This is a genomic window from Aeromonas sp. DNP9, assembly GCF_001728955.1.
In the GTDB taxonomy this organism is placed as follows: domain Bacteria; phylum Pseudomonadota; class Gammaproteobacteria; order Enterobacterales; family Aeromonadaceae; genus Aeromonas; species Aeromonas veronii.
On record NZ_LYSQ01000003.1, the window covers coordinates 22,802 to 40,622 of the forward strand.

The 17,821-nt window shown below is 61.0% G+C and carries 18 protein-coding genes; 12 read left to right on the plus strand and 6 right to left on the minus strand.

The window, feature by feature from the left end; translation table 11 throughout:
* Positions 1-230: 230 nt before the first annotated feature.
* Positions 231-1,229 carry a sensor domain-containing diguanylate cyclase gene (locus tag A9G06_RS02285; protein WP_069554145.1) on the plus strand — a complete coding sequence of 333 codons (999 nt, stop codon included), beginning with the start codon at positions 231-233 and terminating at the stop codon, positions 1,227-1,229.
* An 88-nt stretch (positions 1,230-1,317) separates the two neighbouring features.
* Here A9G06_RS02285 and A9G06_RS02290 read toward each other — a convergent pair whose 3' ends face one another.
* The gene (locus tag A9G06_RS02290; RefSeq protein WP_069554146.1) at positions 1,318-1,944 is read right to left on the minus strand and encodes a porin family protein; all 627 of its coding nucleotides are present in this window, start codon (positions 1,942-1,944) and stop codon (positions 1,318-1,320) included.
* An 821-nt stretch (positions 1,945-2,765) separates the two neighbouring features.
* Here A9G06_RS02290 and A9G06_RS21825 point away from each other — a divergent pair.
* Positions 2,766-2,966, plus strand: coding sequence for a hypothetical protein (locus tag A9G06_RS21825; RefSeq protein WP_139126133.1), 201 nt, complete (start codon positions 2,766-2,768; stop codon positions 2,964-2,966).
* A gap of 254 nt (positions 2,967-3,220) precedes the next feature.
* Entirely contained in the window at positions 3,221-3,985 is a 765-nt protein-coding gene (locus tag A9G06_RS02295; protein WP_005336490.1) for a helix-turn-helix transcriptional regulator, read from the plus strand.
* A gap of 49 nt (positions 3,986-4,034) precedes the next feature.
* On the opposite strand, the gene A9G06_RS02300 is transcribed toward A9G06_RS02295, so the two are convergent.
* On the minus strand, positions 4,035-4,865 hold the full coding sequence (locus A9G06_RS02300; RefSeq protein WP_253182302.1) for a UTRA domain-containing protein: 831 nt from the start codon (positions 4,863-4,865) through the stop codon (positions 4,035-4,037).
* 183 nt (positions 4,866-5,048) lie between these two features.
* Here A9G06_RS02300 and A9G06_RS02305 point away from each other — a divergent pair, with 183 nt between their 5' ends.
* The 6 genes from A9G06_RS02305 to A9G06_RS02330 are packed head-to-tail and all read left to right on the plus strand — an operon-like array spanning position 5,049 to position 10,313.
* Positions 5,049-6,095 carry an ABC transporter substrate-binding protein gene (locus A9G06_RS02305; protein WP_069554147.1) on the plus strand — a complete coding sequence of 349 codons (1,047 nt, stop codon included), beginning with the start codon at positions 5,049-5,051 and terminating at the stop codon, positions 6,093-6,095.
* Between the two features lie 9 nt (positions 6,096-6,104).
* Positions 6,105-6,938, plus strand: coding sequence for an alkaline phosphatase family protein (locus A9G06_RS02310; RefSeq protein WP_069554148.1), 834 nt, complete (start codon positions 6,105-6,107; stop codon positions 6,936-6,938).
* Complete coding sequence (locus A9G06_RS02315; RefSeq protein ID WP_069554149.1) at positions 6,938-7,837, plus strand: ABC transporter permease subunit; 900 nt, start codon at positions 6,938-6,940, stop codon at positions 7,835-7,837. The genes A9G06_RS02310 and A9G06_RS02315 overlap by 1 nt, the downstream gene beginning before the upstream one ends.
* Positions 7,830-8,606 (plus strand): ABC transporter permease, encoded by a 777-nt coding sequence (locus A9G06_RS02320; protein ID WP_005355251.1) that lies wholly within the window; start codon positions 7,830-7,832, stop codon positions 8,604-8,606. The genes A9G06_RS02315 and A9G06_RS02320 overlap by 8 nt, the downstream gene beginning before the upstream one ends.
* A gap of 6 nt (positions 8,607-8,612) precedes the next feature.
* A complete protein-coding gene (locus A9G06_RS02325; protein ID WP_069554150.1) occupies positions 8,613-9,620 on the plus strand; it encodes an ABC transporter ATP-binding protein in 1,008 nt (335 codons plus the stop codon).
* A gap of 39 nt (positions 9,621-9,659) precedes the next feature.
* Complete coding sequence (locus A9G06_RS02330; RefSeq protein ID WP_069554151.1) at positions 9,660-10,313, plus strand: HAD family phosphatase; 654 nt, start codon at positions 9,660-9,662, stop codon at positions 10,311-10,313.
* A 115-nt stretch (positions 10,314-10,428) separates the two neighbouring features.
* Here the strand turns inward: A9G06_RS02330 and A9G06_RS02335 are convergent, their stop codons facing one another.
* The gene (locus tag A9G06_RS02335; protein WP_069554152.1) at positions 10,429-12,063 is read right to left on the minus strand and encodes a sensor domain-containing diguanylate cyclase; all 1,635 of its coding nucleotides are present in this window, start codon (positions 12,061-12,063) and stop codon (positions 10,429-10,431) included.
* A gap of 83 nt (positions 12,064-12,146) precedes the next feature.
* Here A9G06_RS02335 and A9G06_RS02340 point away from each other — a divergent pair, with 83 nt between their 5' ends.
* Together A9G06_RS02340 and A9G06_RS02345 are read left to right on the plus strand one after the other, a co-directional pair.
* A complete protein-coding gene (locus tag A9G06_RS02340; protein ID WP_005355246.1) occupies positions 12,147-12,587 on the plus strand; it encodes a DUF2214 family protein in 441 nt (146 codons plus the stop codon).
* 136 nt (positions 12,588-12,723) lie between these two features.
* The gene (locus tag A9G06_RS02345) at positions 12,724-13,623 is read left to right on the plus strand and encodes a DMT family transporter (RefSeq protein ID WP_005336466.1); all 900 of its coding nucleotides are present in this window, start codon (positions 12,724-12,726) and stop codon (positions 13,621-13,623) included.
* Positions 13,624-13,686: 63 nt separating this feature from the next.
* On the opposite strand, the gene A9G06_RS02350 is transcribed toward A9G06_RS02345, so the two are convergent.
* The 3 genes from A9G06_RS02350 to A9G06_RS21830 all read right to left on the minus strand — a co-directional run bounded on the left by A9G06_RS02350 (position 13,687) and on the right by A9G06_RS21830 (position 16,015).
* Positions 13,687-14,313: a glutathione S-transferase family protein gene (locus tag A9G06_RS02350; protein WP_069554153.1), complete on the minus strand. Its 627-nt coding sequence runs from the start codon at positions 14,311-14,313 to the stop codon at positions 13,687-13,689.
* Between the two features lie 106 nt (positions 14,314-14,419).
* Entirely contained in the window at positions 14,420-15,688 is a 1,269-nt protein-coding gene (locus tag A9G06_RS02355) for an aminotransferase class I/II-fold pyridoxal phosphate-dependent enzyme (protein WP_069554154.1), read from the minus strand.
* 150 nt (positions 15,689-15,838) lie between these two features.
* A complete protein-coding gene (locus tag A9G06_RS21830; RefSeq protein WP_139126135.1) occupies positions 15,839-16,015 on the minus strand; it encodes a hypothetical protein in 177 nt (58 codons plus the stop codon).
* A gap of 100 nt (positions 16,016-16,115) precedes the next feature.
* Between A9G06_RS21830 and sgrR the strand changes: the two genes are divergently transcribed.
* Positions 16,116-17,819, plus strand: a complete 1,704-nt coding sequence (gene sgrR, locus A9G06_RS02360; protein WP_069554155.1) for an HTH-type transcriptional regulator SgrR — start codon at positions 16,116-16,118, stop codon at positions 17,817-17,819.
* Positions 17,820-17,821: the final 2 nt, after the last annotated feature.

Consider the following 17,821-nt stretch of genomic DNA (forward strand, 5'->3'; position numbering starts at 1 on the left):
CCATCCCCCAAATGGCTGAATCGTGAGTTAAATCCGGTAAATGGGGCGCGCTTGAGCCACACTTATGGCCACCCTGACTCAGCCTGCGCCGTGAGTGGCCGATAACCGGGGAAACGGTGGTGCGGTGGGGTTCTGGCTGACAGATCTGTTGCAATATGCCAAGGTAGCGCCTCACGACAACAGTGCGATTCCCCGTGGTGGCGCGGGGCGGAAGAACAAGGATAACTGCTATGGTGCAGGACAGTGACACGATCAGGATCTCGGATGTCAGCGAAGCCGTGGTGCATGGCATTCTGGAGGTGACCAGCGATGGCATCTGGGATTGGCATGCCAATACCGGTTTTGTCTATCGCAACCCCGGCTGGTACCGGATGCTGGGTTACGAGCCTCACTCCCTCGGCAATACCGTCTTCACCTGGGAGAGCGTGATCCACCCCGACGATCTGGCGGCGGTGATGGCGAAGTTCGATCTCTGCCTGAGCGGCAGCGCCCACGAATATCGCGCCGAGTATCGTTGCCGCTGTCGGGATGGCAGTTACCTCTGGATTGAGGATTGCGGCCGCATCATTGAGCGCAATCCCGACGGGTCTGTGGCGCGGATGATCGGCGCCCACCGCGATATCCACGCCAGCAAGTTGTTGCTGGAGCAGCTGGAGCGGCGCAATCACTCGCTGGAGCAGCAGGTTGCCGAGCGTACCGCCGAGCTGGTGCGACTCAACGAGGCGCTGCAACAGAAAGCCGAAGAGAACCGTCTGCTGGCAGAGACCGATGCCCTGACTGGTGCCGCCAGCCGCTATCGGTTGGAGCGGGCGTTGCAGCTGGAGTGCGAGCGGGCGCGCCGCTTCCATCAGCCGTTTACGGTGATCGCCATGGATGTGGACAACTTCAAGCAGATCAACGACAGCTATGGCCACAACGCCGGGGATCAGACTCTGATCAACATAGTGGCGCTGGTGCGCCGCCATATCCGTGAGATCGATCTGCTGGCCCGCTGGGGTGGTGACGAGTTCATGGTGCTGCTGCCCAACACCGGCCGCGAGGATGCGCTGGTGGTGGCGAGCAAGTTTCAGGCATTGATGGCGAGCGAGCCCATCTGCCCCCATGCGCCCGCTACCATGAGCTTCGGGTTGGCTGAGTATCAGCAGGATGAGCAGAAGGAGAGCCTGATGGTGCGTGCCGATCGGGCGCTCTATCAGGCCAAGCAGCTGGGTAAAGACCAGATCTGCTAACGCGCAGGGTACGGAAAGAAGAGCAGTAAAAAGGGCCGCAGGTTTGAAACCTGCGGCCCTTTTGTATTGTTAACTGACGCGGCGCTGCTTAGAAGTGGTAGCGCAGACCCAGCTTGAAGGTATCCAGTGAGTAGTGCTCGTCACCCAGGCTCAGGGCGTCGAACTGGCGCTCGTAACCGATACCGGCAGAGAAGTGGTCGTTGAAGGCGTAGTCCAGACCCACTTCCAGATTGGGGTGCACCTTGCTCTTGGTTGCGCTCTCGTTTACCTGACCGCTAAAACCGAGGAGGGTGGCGTTGCCGACAACTTCCAATTCGGTGCGGGTGTAGGCGATACCCGGTTTGGCATAGGCGCTGAAGCCCCAGGCCAGCGGCTGGCTCAGCTTGGCGGCCAGGCTGATGCTGCGGGTTTCGATGGTGGTGTCGGCAAAGCCGGTTGCAATCGGGGAGGTCACCCAGGTCAGCTGATCCATCTGCTGGGCGTGCAAGCCACCTTCAACCGCCAGCCAGGGTTTGAAGCTGTAACCCACGATCAGGCTGCCGCCGTCGAGCTGGTCGTCGATCACTTTGGCGTCATAGGCGCGCTGGAGGTCACCATCGAGATCCATCTTGGAGGTGGTCAGATCCAGACCTGCATACCAGCCTTCGGCATGGGCGCCGCCATTCATGGCCAGAGCAAGCAGGGAGAAAGCGGCAATTTTATTAAACTTGTTCATGGATAAATAACCTTGTGTTGCGTGAACTGCGTGTGATTTATATTGCTCAATCCATGAAGCTTTTTATATTTCCGTCATTGCTCTGCTTTCACAGAGGGGCCGCAGTATAGTCAGCGGATTTCTGAATAACAAGAGAGTGATTTCCCCATCCTTCTAAATATGACTGGCTGCAAGCAGGGGCATTTTGTTTAATAAATGGTGTTATTAGAGTTTTAGCTTTATTGAGGTTTAAATAATTAACTGGTGAGGCAAATGACAGGCTGAGAGTTCGGCTATGATTCTATGTGATTGATTTATATCGGCATTAAATTTTCATTCGAGCGTAGTCGTGATGAGTTGTCTAAAAATTGGCATCTCAGATGTCACTGATTGGCATCAGGTTCTTTTCGATGATTTTTTGAACGCCTCACAAGGTGAAACCGTGAGAAAAAAATCTATCTTTTTGCCTGTTTTTTGCTCTTTTTAAGGTTTGGGATTGTTCCCATTGTGGGTTTTGGTGGTCTTTTGAGGCTGTTTATGCGTGGGCCATGTTGCCCACCAGATACGCGGATGGGCTCTTGTGGGTGACTTTTCATTTCTCCCGGCAGCACTCGTTGGGGTGGGCATGAGGTGTGATAAGCAGATATGGGGCGTGCGGTCTGATTAATTTTGTTTGCTTATATATACAAGCCATTTAAAAGATATGTTTTTGGGATTTTAAATAACTTGACCATATTCATTTTTATATTTTGTGAAGCTTTCCAAGCAAGCCGTTTAAATATATTGAATGGTAATAACACGGTATTGATGACCGTTTAGAATACCTTGCCAGAGAGGTCGTGGTGGCTGGCGCATCAGTGGGCGGCGGGTGGCCGGTGACACTTCCCCTTGCCGGGGCCCTTGACCTGACCTGCGAATTCAGGGAAAAGAAAAGGGCGGTGCTATCAGCGCCGCCCAATGCCAGGAAAGAGAAAAAACCTTACGGTTTAAAAGATAAAAATTTGGAAGCAAACAATCGATTTCTCAACCAGGAAGGGTCTTGAATTCGATACGTTTCGATTATGCGCGATGTTCTATGCAGCACTAGCAAAATGTTTGCGGGTTGAAAGATATGCACTGTCTGGTGTCAGATTTTGCGACCTTATCGTTCAACTGGTCTGTCCTGATGGGCGTTATAGGCTATTTTTTCTCTCGGCTGTTTTTTCGGTGTCAATATCTGAGCCTTGAAGGTAAAAACAGGTCAGAAGCTGACTCGGCATAACCATGCAATGAAAGTGCGATAACAAGGAAGAGTGGCATGACCTACAGCCAGACCCTGGCCAACAATATTCTCGACACCCTGAAGAAGACCCTGACCGACAAGGGGATCCGCTATCAGACCCTGGCAGAAGCCATGGGTGTCTCCATCGCGACTGTGAAACGGATGATGAACAAGCCCTCGCTGCCGTTCGATACTCTGCTGGAGATCTGCCATCTGGTGGGGCTGTCGTTCGAGGAGCTGCTGGATCGCACTCAGGACGCCCAGAGCCGCCGCGCCGTCTTTACCCAGGAGCAGGACGAGGCGTTTCACAACGAGCCGGGGCTCTACGCCTTTCTCGCCAATATCTTCTGGCGCGACAAGACGCTGATCGATCTCAAGCGGGAGTACGGCCTGACCGATGCCTCCTGCTACCTCTATCTGCGCAAACTGGAGAAGCTCGGCATTTTGCAGCTCGGTATCGACAACAGTTACCACTTCCTCATCAGCGAGCGGATCAGCTTCGAGCAGCACAGCCGTTTCGCCCGCCAGCAGGCGCGGCAGGCAATGTCGGTGCTGGGGGAGTATCTGGTGGAGAACATGCACAAGTCGAACAACTATATGGCGCTCTGTCAGCTGCACCTCAACGAGGGGGAGGCGATGGCGCTGATCGACCGGATGAAGGAGTACTGGCATCAGGAGATCAAGCTCAACCGCCCCGCTATCGGTCAGCAGGAGCATGCCAAGACCTACACCATGTCGCTGCAACTGGCCGACTGCGGCTACCAGAGCTTTGACGACATGATCCCCAATATCGACAACTGATCCCGGCGGATCCTGCGGGATCCGCATCTGCTCATGAGCCTGAACGTGGCTACTCTACCAGTTGCACGGGCTGCGCTTTGGCGATGATGGGTTGCAACGCCCGGGTATCGAGGCAGATGCGGATCGCATCCGGCCGCCAGTGCTCGATATCGCAATCCACCAGACCGCCTCGCTCGTCGTAATTGACCCGCACCAGCCGCAGTACCGCGCTCCCCTCCGCCAGATTGAGGGCGCGGGCGATGGCGCCGCGCGCCGCCGAGGGGGTGATCTCGAGACTCGCCCCGCCCTGGCCTATGCCATAGCGCTGCTGATAGAGCTCGGTGAGGGAGCTGGCCAGCGGCGCGCTGGCGATATCGGGAAAGCGGCTCGCCAGCAGGTGGTGGCTGACATGAAGCACCGGGCGGCCGTCGATCAGCCGCTGGCGGCGGATTTCATAAAGTGGGGTGAAGGGTTCCAGCCCCATCCAGCGGCACAGCTCGCTGCTGGCAAGTTCGCTGCCGTGGGCCAGCACCCGGGTTTCGGCGGTGCGCTGCTGCTCGCCGATCCACTGGTGAAAGTGGGTGTGGATAGCGGGATCGTAGGTGAGGCGGGGCGGTGCCACAAACCAGCCGCGCCGCTCGGCCCGGTAGATAAGGCCGTCCGCTTCGAGGCTGGAGAGCGCCTCCTTGATGGTGATCCGGGTAGTGGCGAAACGCTCGCTCAGGGCCCGTTCGGCGGGCAGCTGTTGCCCGGCCCCCAATTGGCCGCTGCCGATATAGCGGCGCAGGGTCTGGCAAATCTGCTCGCACTTGGAGGAGGAGCGGCCACTGGCCATGCTCTGTTCGTTCACTCTCTGCTCGCTCAATCTCGGCTCGGTCACACTCTTGTCCCTGTTGCTTATTCAGAAGGTGGATGACTGGAGTAGTCCAGCTTCACTCGGGTTCAGAGTTGTAACCGCTGTGGATGACAGCGCCATGACAGGGTGATTGTCATCAAACTGCCATTAAAGCGCCCCGCCACCGTCACAATTCCCCTCTAGCATCCCTCTCGAACCTTAACTGACCTAGTCCAGAGGGATGGGATGATGAAAAGCGTGATCGCAAGTGCACTGGCCATGGTGGCCATCAGCCAACCACTGTTTGCAGCCGAAAATATCGCGGATCTCGAAAAGGCCGCCCGCGGTGAAGGCCAGCTCCACAGCATCGGCATGCCCGACAGCTGGGCCAACTGGAAGGATACCTGGCAGCAGCTGGGCAGCATCTACGGCATCAAGCATCAGGATACCGACATGAGCTCGGCGCAGGAGATCGCCAAGTTCGCCGCCGAGAAGGCCAATGCCACCGCCGATATCGGCGACGTGGGCGGCGCCTTCGGTCCGGTTGCGGTCAAGCAGGGTGTTACCCAGCCCTACAAACCCTCCACCTGGGCCGATATTCCCAACTGGGCCAAGGATGCGGACGGTCACTGGATGCTGGCCTATACCGGCACCATCGCCTTCCTGATCAACAAGGATCTGGTCAAGGCTGCCCCCACCAGTTGGCAATCCCTGCTGGGTGGCGACTACAAGGTGACCCTGGGTGATGTGGGTGTTGCCTCCCAGGCCAACAACGGCGTGCTGGCGGCGGCCTATGCCACCGGCGGCAGCGAGAAGAACCTCAAGCCTGCCCTGGAGTTGTTCGGTCAGCTGGCCAAGCAGGGTCGTCTCTCCCTGAACGATCCCACCATCGCCAACATCGAGAAGGGCGAGGTGGAAGTGGGTGTGCTGTGGGACTTCAACGCCCTCAACTACCGCGACCAGATCGACCCCAAGAAGTTTGATGTGGTGATCCCGAGTGACGGCTCCGTCATTGCCGGTTACACCACCATCATCAACAAGTGGGCCAAGAACCCCAACGCCGCCAAGCTGGCCCGTGAATACATCCTCTCCGATGCCGGTCAAATCAATCTGGCACGTGGCTATGCCCGCCCGATCCGCAGCAACGTTGCGCTGCCGGATGATGTGAAGGCCAAGCTGCTGCCGGCCGAGCAGTACGCCAATGCCAAGCCGGTGCAGGATCACGCCGCCTGGGAGCAGAGCTCCAAAGCCCTGCCGCGCCAGTGGCAAGAAACCGTCATGATCAACATGCAGTAAGGGAATCCAGTGCAACACAAGGTGATAGTGGTACTTGTGGATGGTCTGGCAGCCGAGGTAGCCCACACCATGGGCTACCTCGGTGGCATGGTGGAGGCGGGGCGGGGCCTGCATACGACCCTGAATGCTGCCCTGCCGTCTCTCTCCCGTCCTCTCTACGAGTGCATCCTGACCGGCGTGCCGCCGGTGGCGAGCGGCATCACCCACAACGGGGTGAGTCGTCTCAGTCTGCATGACTCCATCTTCCATCTGGCCCGCGCCGCGGGCAAACGCACCGCAGCGGCGGCTTACCATTGGGTGAGCGAACTCTACAACCGCAGCCCCTGGCTGGCAGCCCGCGATCGCTTTACTCACGACGAGCTGCTGCCGATCCAGCACGGCTGCTTCTACTGGGATGACAACTATCCCGACAGTCATCTGCTGATGGATGGCGAGTGGCTGCGCAGCCAGTACGATCCCGATTTTCTGCTGATCCACCCGATGGGGGTGGATGATGCAGGCCACAAGTTTGGCCTCGATTCCCGCCAGTACCGCAATCAGGCTCGCCGCATGGACAGCCTGCTGGCCGATCTGCTGCCCCAGTGGCTGGCGGAGGGGTATCAGGTGGTGATCACCTCGGATCACGGCATGAACAACGACCTGAGCCACGGCGGCACCCTGCCGGAAGAGCGCACAGTGCCACTCTGGCTGTTTGGCGATGCCTTTATCGAGCGCTGGCCGGATGGAATGGCGATTGCCCAGACCCAGCTCTGCGCCCTGATGGCGGATCTGCTGGGGGTTTCCCACGACAAGCCGGCAGCGCCACCGCTGCTCAAGGCGGCCTTTATGCGCGAGGTGCACTGATGATGCCTGCCACCACCGAGATCCTCGCGGATCAACCCGTGGCCACCAAGCGCAAGGTGCGCCGCAACTGGCTGCCCACACTGGTATTGCTGCCGTTTATCCTCTTGATGATCCTGTTCCAGCTCGCCCCCATGGTGTGGGTGCTGGTGGGCAGCTTTCAGACCCCAGATGGCTGGGGCCTCGACTACTACCGGGAGATTTTGAGCTCCCCCTTCTACCTGCAATCGTTCGGCAACTCGTTGCGCATCGCCGGTATCGCCAGTCTGGCGGGGCTGGCTATCGGTACCCTCGGGGCAGCCGCGCTGCGCCACAGCGGCGAGCGGGTCAAACGGCTGCTGCTGGCCTTTGTCACCATGACCGGCAACTTCAGCGGGGTGCCGCTGGCGTTCGCCTTCATCATCATTCTCGGCATCAACGGTGCGGTGACTCTGCTGCTGAAATCCTGGGGATTGATCGACGGCTTCAACCTCTACTCGGGGTCGGGCCTTATTCTCATCTACACCTATTTCCAGATCCCGCTCGCCCTGCTGCTGCTCTACCCGGCGTTCGATGCGCTGCAGGATGAGTGGCCGCAAGCGGCCGCGTTGCTGGGGGCGAGCAAGGGGCAGTATGTGTGGCATGTAGCGCTGCCGGTGCTGACGCCTGCGCTGCTCGGCACCCTGATCATCCTGTTTGCCAACGCGGTGGGGGCCTATGCCTCCGCCTACGCCCTCACCACCGGCAACTTCAATCTGGTGACCATCCGGGTGGCCAGTCTGGTCTCCGGCGATATCTTCCTCGAGCCCAATATGGCGGCGGCGCTGGCGGTGATCCTGATGGTGCTGCTGGGAGTGGTGACGGCCGCCAACCAGTGGCTGCTGAAAAAGAGCTATGTGAACAAGGGGCAATCCCATGCATGATTTGACGCCGCGCTGGCCCAAGTGGGTGCTGGGTGGGCTGGTCGCCACCCTGCTGCTGCCGCTGCTGGCTACCTTTCTCTACTCCATCTCCACCCGCTGGGGGGCGACCCTGCTGCCGGACGGCTTCACCCTCGACTGGTATCTCAAGCTGTGGGGCGACCCGCGTTTTCTGGCTGCATTTGGCCGCAGCCTCCTGGTCTGCTTCGCCACCCTGCTGCTGGGCACCCTGGTGCTGGTACCGACCGTGCTGGTGGTGGCCTACTACTTCCCAAAGCTGGATCCCTGGATGAACCTGCTGATCCTGCTCCCCTTTGCGGTGCCGCCAGTGGTCTCGTCAGTGGGGCTGCTGCAGATCTACGCCGATGGTGTCCTGCCCATTATCGGCACGCCGTGGATCCTGATCGGCACCTGGTTCACCGTGGTGCTCCCCTTCATGTACCGGGCGCTGGCCAACAGCCTGCAAGGGGTACCGCTCAGGGATTTGATGGATGCCGCCCATCTGCTGGGGGCAAGTAGTCGGCGCGCCTTCCTGCTGGTGGTGATCCCCTGCCTGCGCAAGGGATTGCTGGCGGCGCTGTTTCTCTCCCTCTCCTTCCTGCTCGGCGAGTTCGTGTTCGCCAACATGCTGGTGGGCACCCGTTACGAGACCCTGCAGGTCTACCTCTACAACATGCGCGCCACCTCGGGCCACTTCACCAGTGCGCTGGTGATGAGCTACTTCCTGCTGACCCTGCTGCTCACCTGGGCGGCCAACAGATTTCATCGGTGATCCAAGATGTTTCATTTAGAAGTGAATCAACTGCACAAATCCTACGGCGATACGCCGGTGTTCGAGGGGATCGAATTCGGCATTCGCAAGGGGGAGCTGGTGACCCTGCTCGGCCCCTCCGGCTGCGGCAAATCGACCCTGCTGCGGGCGCTGGCCGGGCTCACCCCGGTGGATGGTGGTCAGGTGCGGGTGGCCGGTGAAGATATCACCTGGCAGGAGCCCCAGAAGCGGGGCATCGGCATGGTGTTCCAGAGCTATGCGCTCTTCCCCAACATGACGGTGTGGGACAACGTTGCCTTCGGCCTCAAGATGAAACCGCAGCCGGGACGGGATCTCGCCGCCAGCGTGCAGGAGGCGCTTGAGCTGGTGGAGTTGACCGGCTTCGAGCGCCGCTATCCGGCCGAGCTCTCCGGCGGCCAGCGCCAGCGGGTGGCGCTGGCCCGGGCTCTGGTGGTACAGCCGCGGATCCTGCTGCTGGATGAGCCGCTCTCGGCGCTGGATGCCCGCATCCGCCGCAGCCTGCGCCAGCAGATCCGCGAGATCCAGCAGCGCCTTGAGCTCACCACCATCTTCGTGACCCACGATCAGGAGGAGGCGCTCACCCTGTCGGATCGGATCTTCCTGATGAACAAGGGATCCATTGTGCAGAGCGGCACGCCGGAGGAGATTTACACCCGTCCCGCCAGTGAGTTTGTGGCGGGCTTTATCGGCAACTACAACCTGCTTGGCGCCGAGCAGGGCAAGTCGCTGTTTGGCCCCCGTTTTCAGGGCAAGCTTGCGCTGCGACCAGAGTCCATCACCTTGCTGCCCGCAGGGGCGACCAGCAGCGAACCCAGCCTGCCCGGCATCGTTCGCCAGCAACAGCTGCTCGGCAACGTGATCCGCTATCAGGTGGAGTGCGAGGCGGGGCTGTTGACGGTGGATTGCCTCAACCGTTCGGTGGGCGATCTGCTGGCCACCGGTAGCGCCGTGACCCTGGCGGTGGCCCGGGATCAACTCTGTGAGGTAGCATGACGCCTCGTTTCATTTTCGTTGTTACCGCAAGGAGCCCTCATGGCACTGGCACTGTTTGATCTGGACGAGACCCTGATTGCGGGGGATTCCGCCAGCCTCTGGCTGGAGTACATGGTGGCCGAGGAGCTGGCTCCGGCCAGCATGATCGCCGAGGAGCAGGCCATGATGTCCCTCTACCATCAGGGCAAGATGGACATGCACCAGTACATGGCCTTCACCCTGCAACCGCTGGCTGGCAAGACGCGCCAGTGGCTCGACTCGCTCTCTACCCGCTTTGCCGAGCAGGTGCTGCGCGAGCGCCTCTACCCCGAGGGGTTGGCGCGCATCGAATGGCATCGGGAGCGGGGCGACGATCTGGTGCTGATCTCCGCCTCCGGCGAGCATCTGGTGGCCCCCATGGCGAAGATGCTGGGGATGGATCACTGCGTCGCCATCCTGCTCGATGAGGAGGATGGGATGCTGACCGGCCAGACCCGCGGCACCCTCAGCTTTCGCGAAGGCAAGGTGGCCCGCATCAACCAGCTGTTTGCAGGCAGGGACCACCTCTGGCAGGGGAGCTTTGGCTACAGCGATTCCCACAACGATCTGCCGATGCTGCGGGCAGTGAGCCATCCCCATGCGGTCAATCCGGCCCCCGCGCTGCGCCAGCAGGCCGAGGAGCTGTGCTGGCCGGTGTGGGAGTGGCTGCGCTGAGTCGTGCGTCACACAGGCTTAACGTGCGGCAAGAAGCACGATAAACAAAAAGAGAGAGGCTGGAGCCTCTCTCTTTGCTTTTGCTGACGGCGTTGTGGTTGGCTGGCCGCTGGGGCTACCCTTCGTTGGTTTGCTGCCGGGGCTCGCCAAAGGCGGGAATGTCCTCCTCGGCACTCTGGTGAGGGGCGTGGCGCAGCGGGAAGCAGATACGGTTTTTCCCCTCCCGCTTGGCCTGATAGACCCCCTTGTCGGCCAGCTCCACCAGCTCTTTGGCCGAGAGCCCGGAGCGGCTGAAGGCCACCCCGCCGCTGATGGTGATGGTGAGATCGGGTTCGCGCCACTCCAGCTGCTCCACCCCGAGCCGGAACGCTTCCAGCAGGGAGGGGAGCATCGGCTGCTCTTCGCCGTAACGGAAGATCAGCACCAGCTCCTCGCCGCCATAGCGGCAGAACCAGCCCCACTCGTGGAACAGATTCATGCCCAGCTTGCTCACCCGCTTGAGCACCACATCCCCCGCCTGATGGCCGTGGGTATCGTTGACCCGTTTGAAGTCATCCAGATCGAACATCACCACCCCGAAGGGAGCGCCACTGTTGAGCTGCTTCTGCAGGCACTCGTCGAAGAAGCGACGATTGTAGAGCCCGGTGAGCTTGTCCTGATGGGCTTGCAGCCGGATCTGGGCAAAGTCCTGACTGGCGGCATCCATCTCTTCATAGACCTTGGCCAGCTCCAGCATGCGGCGGCCGTTGTAGGCGATACCGCCTGAGCGGCTGGCGCGGATCAGCAGGGTGATCTCCCCCAGCATCCGGCGGAAGTAACGAGACCAGAGCAGGGCCAGCAGCAGATAGAGAATGCAGGCGACGGCAATCATCAGCTGCACGTTGATGGAGACGCTATCGATCACCTGCTGCATGCTGGCAGTCGGCTCGACGCTGAGCAGGATCCAGCGCTGCTCGGGGATGCGGTAGTAGGAGACCATCAGGCCGCTGGCATCATCGAGGAAAAAGCCCTGCGACAGTTGCATCCGGGCCAGCCAGTCGGGGTGAGCGAGGGGTTTGAATACCCGTTCACGATCCGGATGGGCCAGCACCAGTCCGTCATGGTTGAGCAGGATCTGATAGCCATTGCCCAGATGGTGACTCTGATCATGCCGACTGTTTAGCCAGCTGGCGAGGGGGGTGAGCTGGGTATCCAGCGAGAGTACGCCAACCCGCTTGCCGTCAGGATCTTCAATCACCCGGGCCAGCGCCATGGTGAGAGTGCCCAAGGTGTAGTCGTAATAAGGATCAGTCCAGACAATCTGTCCGGGATGGCTGGATGCCAGCAGATACCAGGGGCGGGTTCTGGGATCGAACTTCTCGTCGGCCTGCCAGGAGGGGTGGATCAGCATCTTGCGATGCTCGGTGCCCACGTAGACGTAATCGAGTTCCATCACCTTGTGATAGGCCTGCCACTGTTGCAGGTAGCGCTCTCCGTTAAGGATCTCCGGGCCGCTGAAATCCCGATAATTTACCTGCTGATAAATGAGCGTAAACTGGCGTTTGAGGGTCGCCAGATAGGGTTCGATCAGGGTATGGAAATACTGGGTGTTGCGAGCAATCAGGTTCTGTTGCTGCTCGTGGCGCAGGGTGCGCTCCATATGCAGGTAGTAGATGCTGCCGAGCAGCAACACTGGGATAAAGAGCAAGAGGAGGCCCAGCCGCATGCGGGTGATCAAAGACCAAGTGTTCTTGGGCTTGGCGGGGGACATGAACAGATCCTTTTCGTCTCGGGTGACACCAGCATATATGATGCTGTGCGGCTCGTCTAAAGGCAGAAAATGAGATGTTTCCGATGCTGAACCACACTCTGCTCTCAATGATTCATTATGGCAGCATAGCGGTGCTAATCCTTGCCCTCTGTGTCGAGTATCTGATCTTCCGGCGCGGCCTGAACATGCTGCGAGTGCGCCGCCTGCTGCTGGCAGATGGGGTGGCTGCGCTGGCGCTCTTCTCCATCTTTGCCACCGGGTGTCTGCTGGCCCTCGAGCATGCCAGCTCGGTGGCAGAGATCTTTGCCCATCCTGCCCACGGCCTCAAGATGGGGCTGTTTCTGCTGATTGTCGGCTCCCTCGTTTATCCCAGCCGCCTCTTCTATCGCTGGCGTCGCGCCCTGCGTCTGGGCAAGGCGCCGATGATCTCCATTCAGCAGCACTTCCGGGTGGTGTGGATCCTGCGGGGCAATCTGCTACTGATTGCCCTGTTGGCCGTGTTCACCAAGCCTTCGTTGCTGTAACACTCGCGGTGCTCAAAAGCAGTGCGATGCAGGCGTGGAGAGCGAGAGCGAAGACAAAGAGTGGAGACAAGAGGATAGGGAGGCGGGTATCTTGGATCGGATAACCCGTCACGCGCCGATTTAAGGAAGAATCGCCATGCGCTCCAATCTGATGTTGCTGATGGCTGCCACCATCTGGGGTATGGGCTTTGTCGCCCAGCGCCTCGGGATGGATCACATGGGGCCCTATACCTTCAATGGCCTGCGCTTTCTGCTCGGCGCCCTCTCCCTGTTGCCGCTGCTCTGGTGGCTCAAATCCCGACAACCTGTTGCCGTCGCGGGCGACCATCGCCAGCTGCTGATCGGTGGTGTACTGGCCGGGCTGGTGCTGTTCTGTGCCGCCTCCCTGCAGCAGGTGGGGCTGCTCTATACCACTGCCGCCAAGGCGGGTTTTATCACCGGGCTCTACATCATTCTGGTGCCGGTACTAGGGCTGCTGCTGCGCCACAAGAGTGGCCTCAATACCTGGATCGGCGCCATCATCGCGCTGGCCGGTCTCTATGTGTTGAGCGTCACCGACGAGTTCACCATCGGCTTTGGCGATCTGTTGCAGGTAGTCGGCGCCCTGTTCTGGGCTGTGCATCTGCTGCTGGTGGATCACTACTCCAATCGGGTTGCTCCCATCAAGCTCGCCGGGGTGCAGTTCGTAGTCTGCGGCCTGCTCAGCCTCGCCACCGCCTTTGTTATTGAAACTCCGACTGTTAGCGGCGCTGTGGCCGGTTGGCAGGCGCTGCTCTATGCCGGACTGGTGTCGGTCGGGGTCGGTTATACCCTGCAGGTGGTGGGGCAGCGGGGCGCTCATCCGGCCCACGCCGCCATCATCCTCAGTCTGGAGACCGTCTTTGCCGCCGTGGGTGGTGTGTTGCTGCTGGGTGAAACGCTGGATGAGCGCGCCATCGCCGGTTGCGCCCTGATGCTGGCGGGGATGCTCATTTCTCAGATCAGGCTGCGCTGGTGGTGGAAGTCGCGTCGGGACAAGGTGCCTGCGACCAAGTAAACCGCGCTCGCTGCATAACAACACGCCCCGACAGTCGGGGCGTTTTGCATGGTGGTAGCTCGGTCAGGGGCGCTGATCCAGCTCGCGCTCCAGCTCTACCGCCTTCTGACGGGCCGGATGGGTATTGAGGCGTTCCCAGTAGGCTTGCAGGTGCGGGAAGTGGGCCAGCTGACCACTTTGCGCCAGCAGATCCACCAGGAAGGAGTTCATGATGTCGGCGCCGGAGAGGCGATCCCCCACCAGATAGTGGCGATTCGCCAGTACCTCGTTGAGGTAGCCCAGCACCTTGGCACACTCCGCCTTGGCGTAGTCCGGCAGGAAGCGCATCGGGCTGCCATCCTTGCGCACGAACATGTCGAGCAGCAGCGGCAGGATGCCGGAGCTCTCGGCAAAGTGGAGCCACTGCAGATATTCGGGATACTCCGGGCTATCTGGTGCCGGTGCCAGCCGATCGGCGGCGTAGCGGGCAATTAGGTACTCGGTGATGGCGCCCGATTCCGCCAGCACCCGGCCGTCGAACTCGATGACCGGCGACTTGCCGAGAGGGTGAATGGCTTTGAGCTCGGGCGGTGCCAGAAAGGTCGCGGCATCGCGCTGGTAAGCCTTGATCTCATAGGGCTGGCCCAGCTCTTCGAGCAGCCAGATGATGCGTTGGGAGCGGGATTTGTTCAGGTGGTGCAGGACTATCATAACGACCTCGATTCGGTGACAGGATGGGGTATATGAGCGGACGAGGGAGGCGGTTCACCGATGGCTAAAAAAGAGCGGGCTGATGCCCGCTCCCTCGATGACTGACTCAGGCCTCCAGCGCCTGATCCAGATCCGCCAGAATGTCCTCGATCGCTTCGATCCCCACCGACAGCCGGATCATCTCGGGTTTCACGCCAGCTTTGGCCTGCTCCTCCTCGCTCAACTGGCGATGGGTGGTGGAGGCCGGGTGGCAGGCCAGCGACTTGGCGTCGCCGATGTTGACCAGCCGCTTGAAGATCTTGAGCGCATCGTAGAAGCGCACGCCCGCTTCATAACCATCTTTCAGACCGAAGGAGAGGATGGCCGAGGGGCGACCGGCCATGTACTTCTCTGCCAGCAAATAGTGGGGGTGACCCGGCAGACCGGCATAGCTGACCCAGGCTACCTTGGGGTGATGCTTGAGGTGGTGGGCGACCCGCAGGGCGTTGTCGACGTGGCGCTCCATGCGCAGGCTCAGGGTCTCCAGCCCTTGCAGCAGCAGGAAGGCGTTCATCGGCGCCAGCGCCGCGCCGGTATTGCGCAGCGGCACGGTACGCACCCGCCCGATAAAGGCAGCCGGGCCAAAGGCCTCGGTGTAGACCACCCCGTGGTAGGAGGGTTCGGGCCGGGTGAGCTGGGGGAAGCGTTCGGCGTGATCCGCCCAGGGGAACTTGCCCGAGTCGACGATGACACCGCCCAGCGAGTTGCCGTGGCCGCCGACATATTTGGTCAGGCTGTGGACCACGATGTCGGCGCCGTGTTCGATGGGCTTGCACAGCACGGGGGTGGCGACCGTGTTGTCGACGATAAGCGGCACGCCACGGGCGTGGGCTGCCTTGGCCAGCGCGGCCAGATCGACGATGTTGCCCGCCGGGTTGCCGATGCTCTCGCAGTAGACCGCCTTGGTCTTGTCGTCGATAAGGGCGGCGATGGCCTCGGCGCTGTCATCCTTGGCAAAGCGCACCTCGACCCCGAAACTCGGCAGCATGTGGGCGAACAAGGTGTAGGTGCCGCCATAGAGCTGGGGCGTGGAGACAATGTTGTCACCGGCGGCGGTCAGCGCCTGAATGGCGTAGGTGATGGCGGCGGAACCTGCCGAGACCACCAGCGCGGCAATCCCCCCTTCCAGCGCGGCCATCCGCTGCTCCAGCACATCGTTGGTGGGGTTCATGATGCGGGTGTAGATGTTGCCCGGCACCGCCAGATTGAACAGATCCGCCCCGTGCTGGGCGCTCTCGAACTCGTAGGCCACCGTCTGGTAGATGGGCACGGCGACCGCTTTGGTGGTGGGGTCGTTGGAAAAGCCGTGGTGCAAGGCCAGGGTCGCATCTTTCATCACACACTCCTTGTTGGATGTTGCTTATGGCAGTTATAGATGGATAGACGTCCAATCTATCAGGCCCGTGGCCGATGTAAACAGCAAGATCCGGCAAAGCAATGTCGCCCGCAGGGGATGCGCGTCCCGAGTGGTTGGCATGGCCCGCACTCAGAGGCGACGGCGATACTCCTTGTCATCGATCTGGTTCATATCCCACTGCATCAGGCGGTTGAGCTGCTGCATGGGATCCTCGATGAGCGCCAGCGGGTGCGGCAGGATCCGCTTGAAGTAACGGCGCAAGGTCTGCTGGATCCGGTTAGGTTTGAGGGGGTTGACGTGGCTCATGATAGTGCTCCTCTGCTGTGGTTCTCACGTTCACCAGCAGTATTGAGCTAAAATGCGGAAGTAAAAACTGATGACTTATAGCAACAGGATTTCCTCTTTTATGCCGACCGGTCGCCTCTACCAGCAATTTCAACGACTCGCCCAGCTGCTTGGCAGCGACGAGCGGGAGATCAGCCTCGCCGAGGTGGCGGATCTGCTCTGCTGCACCCCGCGCAACGCTCGCCTGCTGCTGCGGCGGATGCAGGATCAGGGCTGGCTCAGCTGGTCGGCGGAAGCGGGGCGGGGGCGGCGCTCCCGGCTCACCCTGCTCGATAGTCAGGAGAGCCTGACCCGGCGCCGCTTGCGGGATCTGCTCAGTCAGGGCCAGCTGGCGCAGGCGGTGCGGCTGGCCGAGGATCGCCTCGATCTGCTCACCCCGCTGCTGATCGAACAGCTCGGTCAGGCCACCCGCGAGGGGCGCCAGATCCTGCGGGTGCCCTACTACCGGCCGTTGCCGCAGTTGCTGCCCACCGGCCCGATGCGCCGCTCCGAAATTCACCTGAGCCGCCAGATCTTCAACGGCCTCACCCGGCGAAATGAGGAAAATGGGGAAATCGAAGGGGATCTGGCCCACCACTGGGAGTGTCTGGGCCCCTGCCACTGGCGCTTCTATCTGCGCCCGGCGGTGCGCTTTCACCACGGCCGCGAGCTGGTGGTGGAGGATGTGATGGAGAGCCTGCTGGCCCTGCGGGATCGCCCGCTGTTTTCCCATCTGATTCGGCTGGAGAGCCCCTGGCCGCGCACCCTGGATCTCTATCTCGACAGCCCGGATCCCTGGCTGCCCCACCTGCTGGCTGAACCGGTTGCGACCATTTTGCCACGGGAGCTCAAGGGGGAGGCGGGCTTTGCTCTGCAACCGGTGGGCACAGGCCCTTACCGGGTGGCCGCCAACGATCCCCTGCATCTTTGCCTTGCGGCGTTTGACGACTACTTCGGCCTGCGCGCCCTGCTCGACGAGATCGATATCTGGATGCTGCCGGAGCTGGCGGAGCGACTGGAGACCCACCTGCAGCTGGGGCGCGACAGCCCTGAGCTCGGTACCATGCGCGGCGAGTCGGAGCTGGAGTCGGGCTGCTACTTCCTGCTGCAGGACGATCGTTCCGGATCCTTGCAGGATCCCGCCCTGCGCCAGTGGCTCGGCCAACTGCTCAATCCGGTGGCTCTGATGGGGCGGGTCTCCCCCGAGTTGCAACGGGGTTGGACCAGCGCACTCGGTCTGCTGCCCCACTGGCGCGAAGCGCTGCCCGCGCCCTTGCCCACACCGACGCAGTTGCCGGGAAGACTGGTGCTCGCCTGCTTCAACCAGCATCTGGAATTCAACGAGTGCGCCAACGCCATGAGCAGCCTGCTGGCCGAACAGGGGATCCAGCTCGAGGTGCGCACTCTCGATTACGGTCGCTGGGTAAGCGGCGAGGATGAGGATGTGGATCTCTGGCTAGGCACCCTCAACCTCGAACATGCCGGCCCCTTTGCCCCCTACGCCTGGTTGCAGGGCACCCCGTTGCTGCGCAAGGTGTGGGGCAGTCAGCATGAGTTGTGGCAGGGGTTGATGCAGTGGCGCGCCAGCGGTGCCGAGCCGGGGCCGCGAGCCCTGCTGGCAACTGTGCAGCAGCAGAGCTGGTTTGTGCCGCTGTTTCACCACTGGCTGGAGCTGGAGAGCCGGGTCGGCGTGCACGGGGTGCGGATGACGGCGCTCGGCTGGTTCGATTTTCGCAGCGCCTGGTTGCGGCCCGAGCCGACCCATCAGCCCGCAGAGGCGCCATAGTT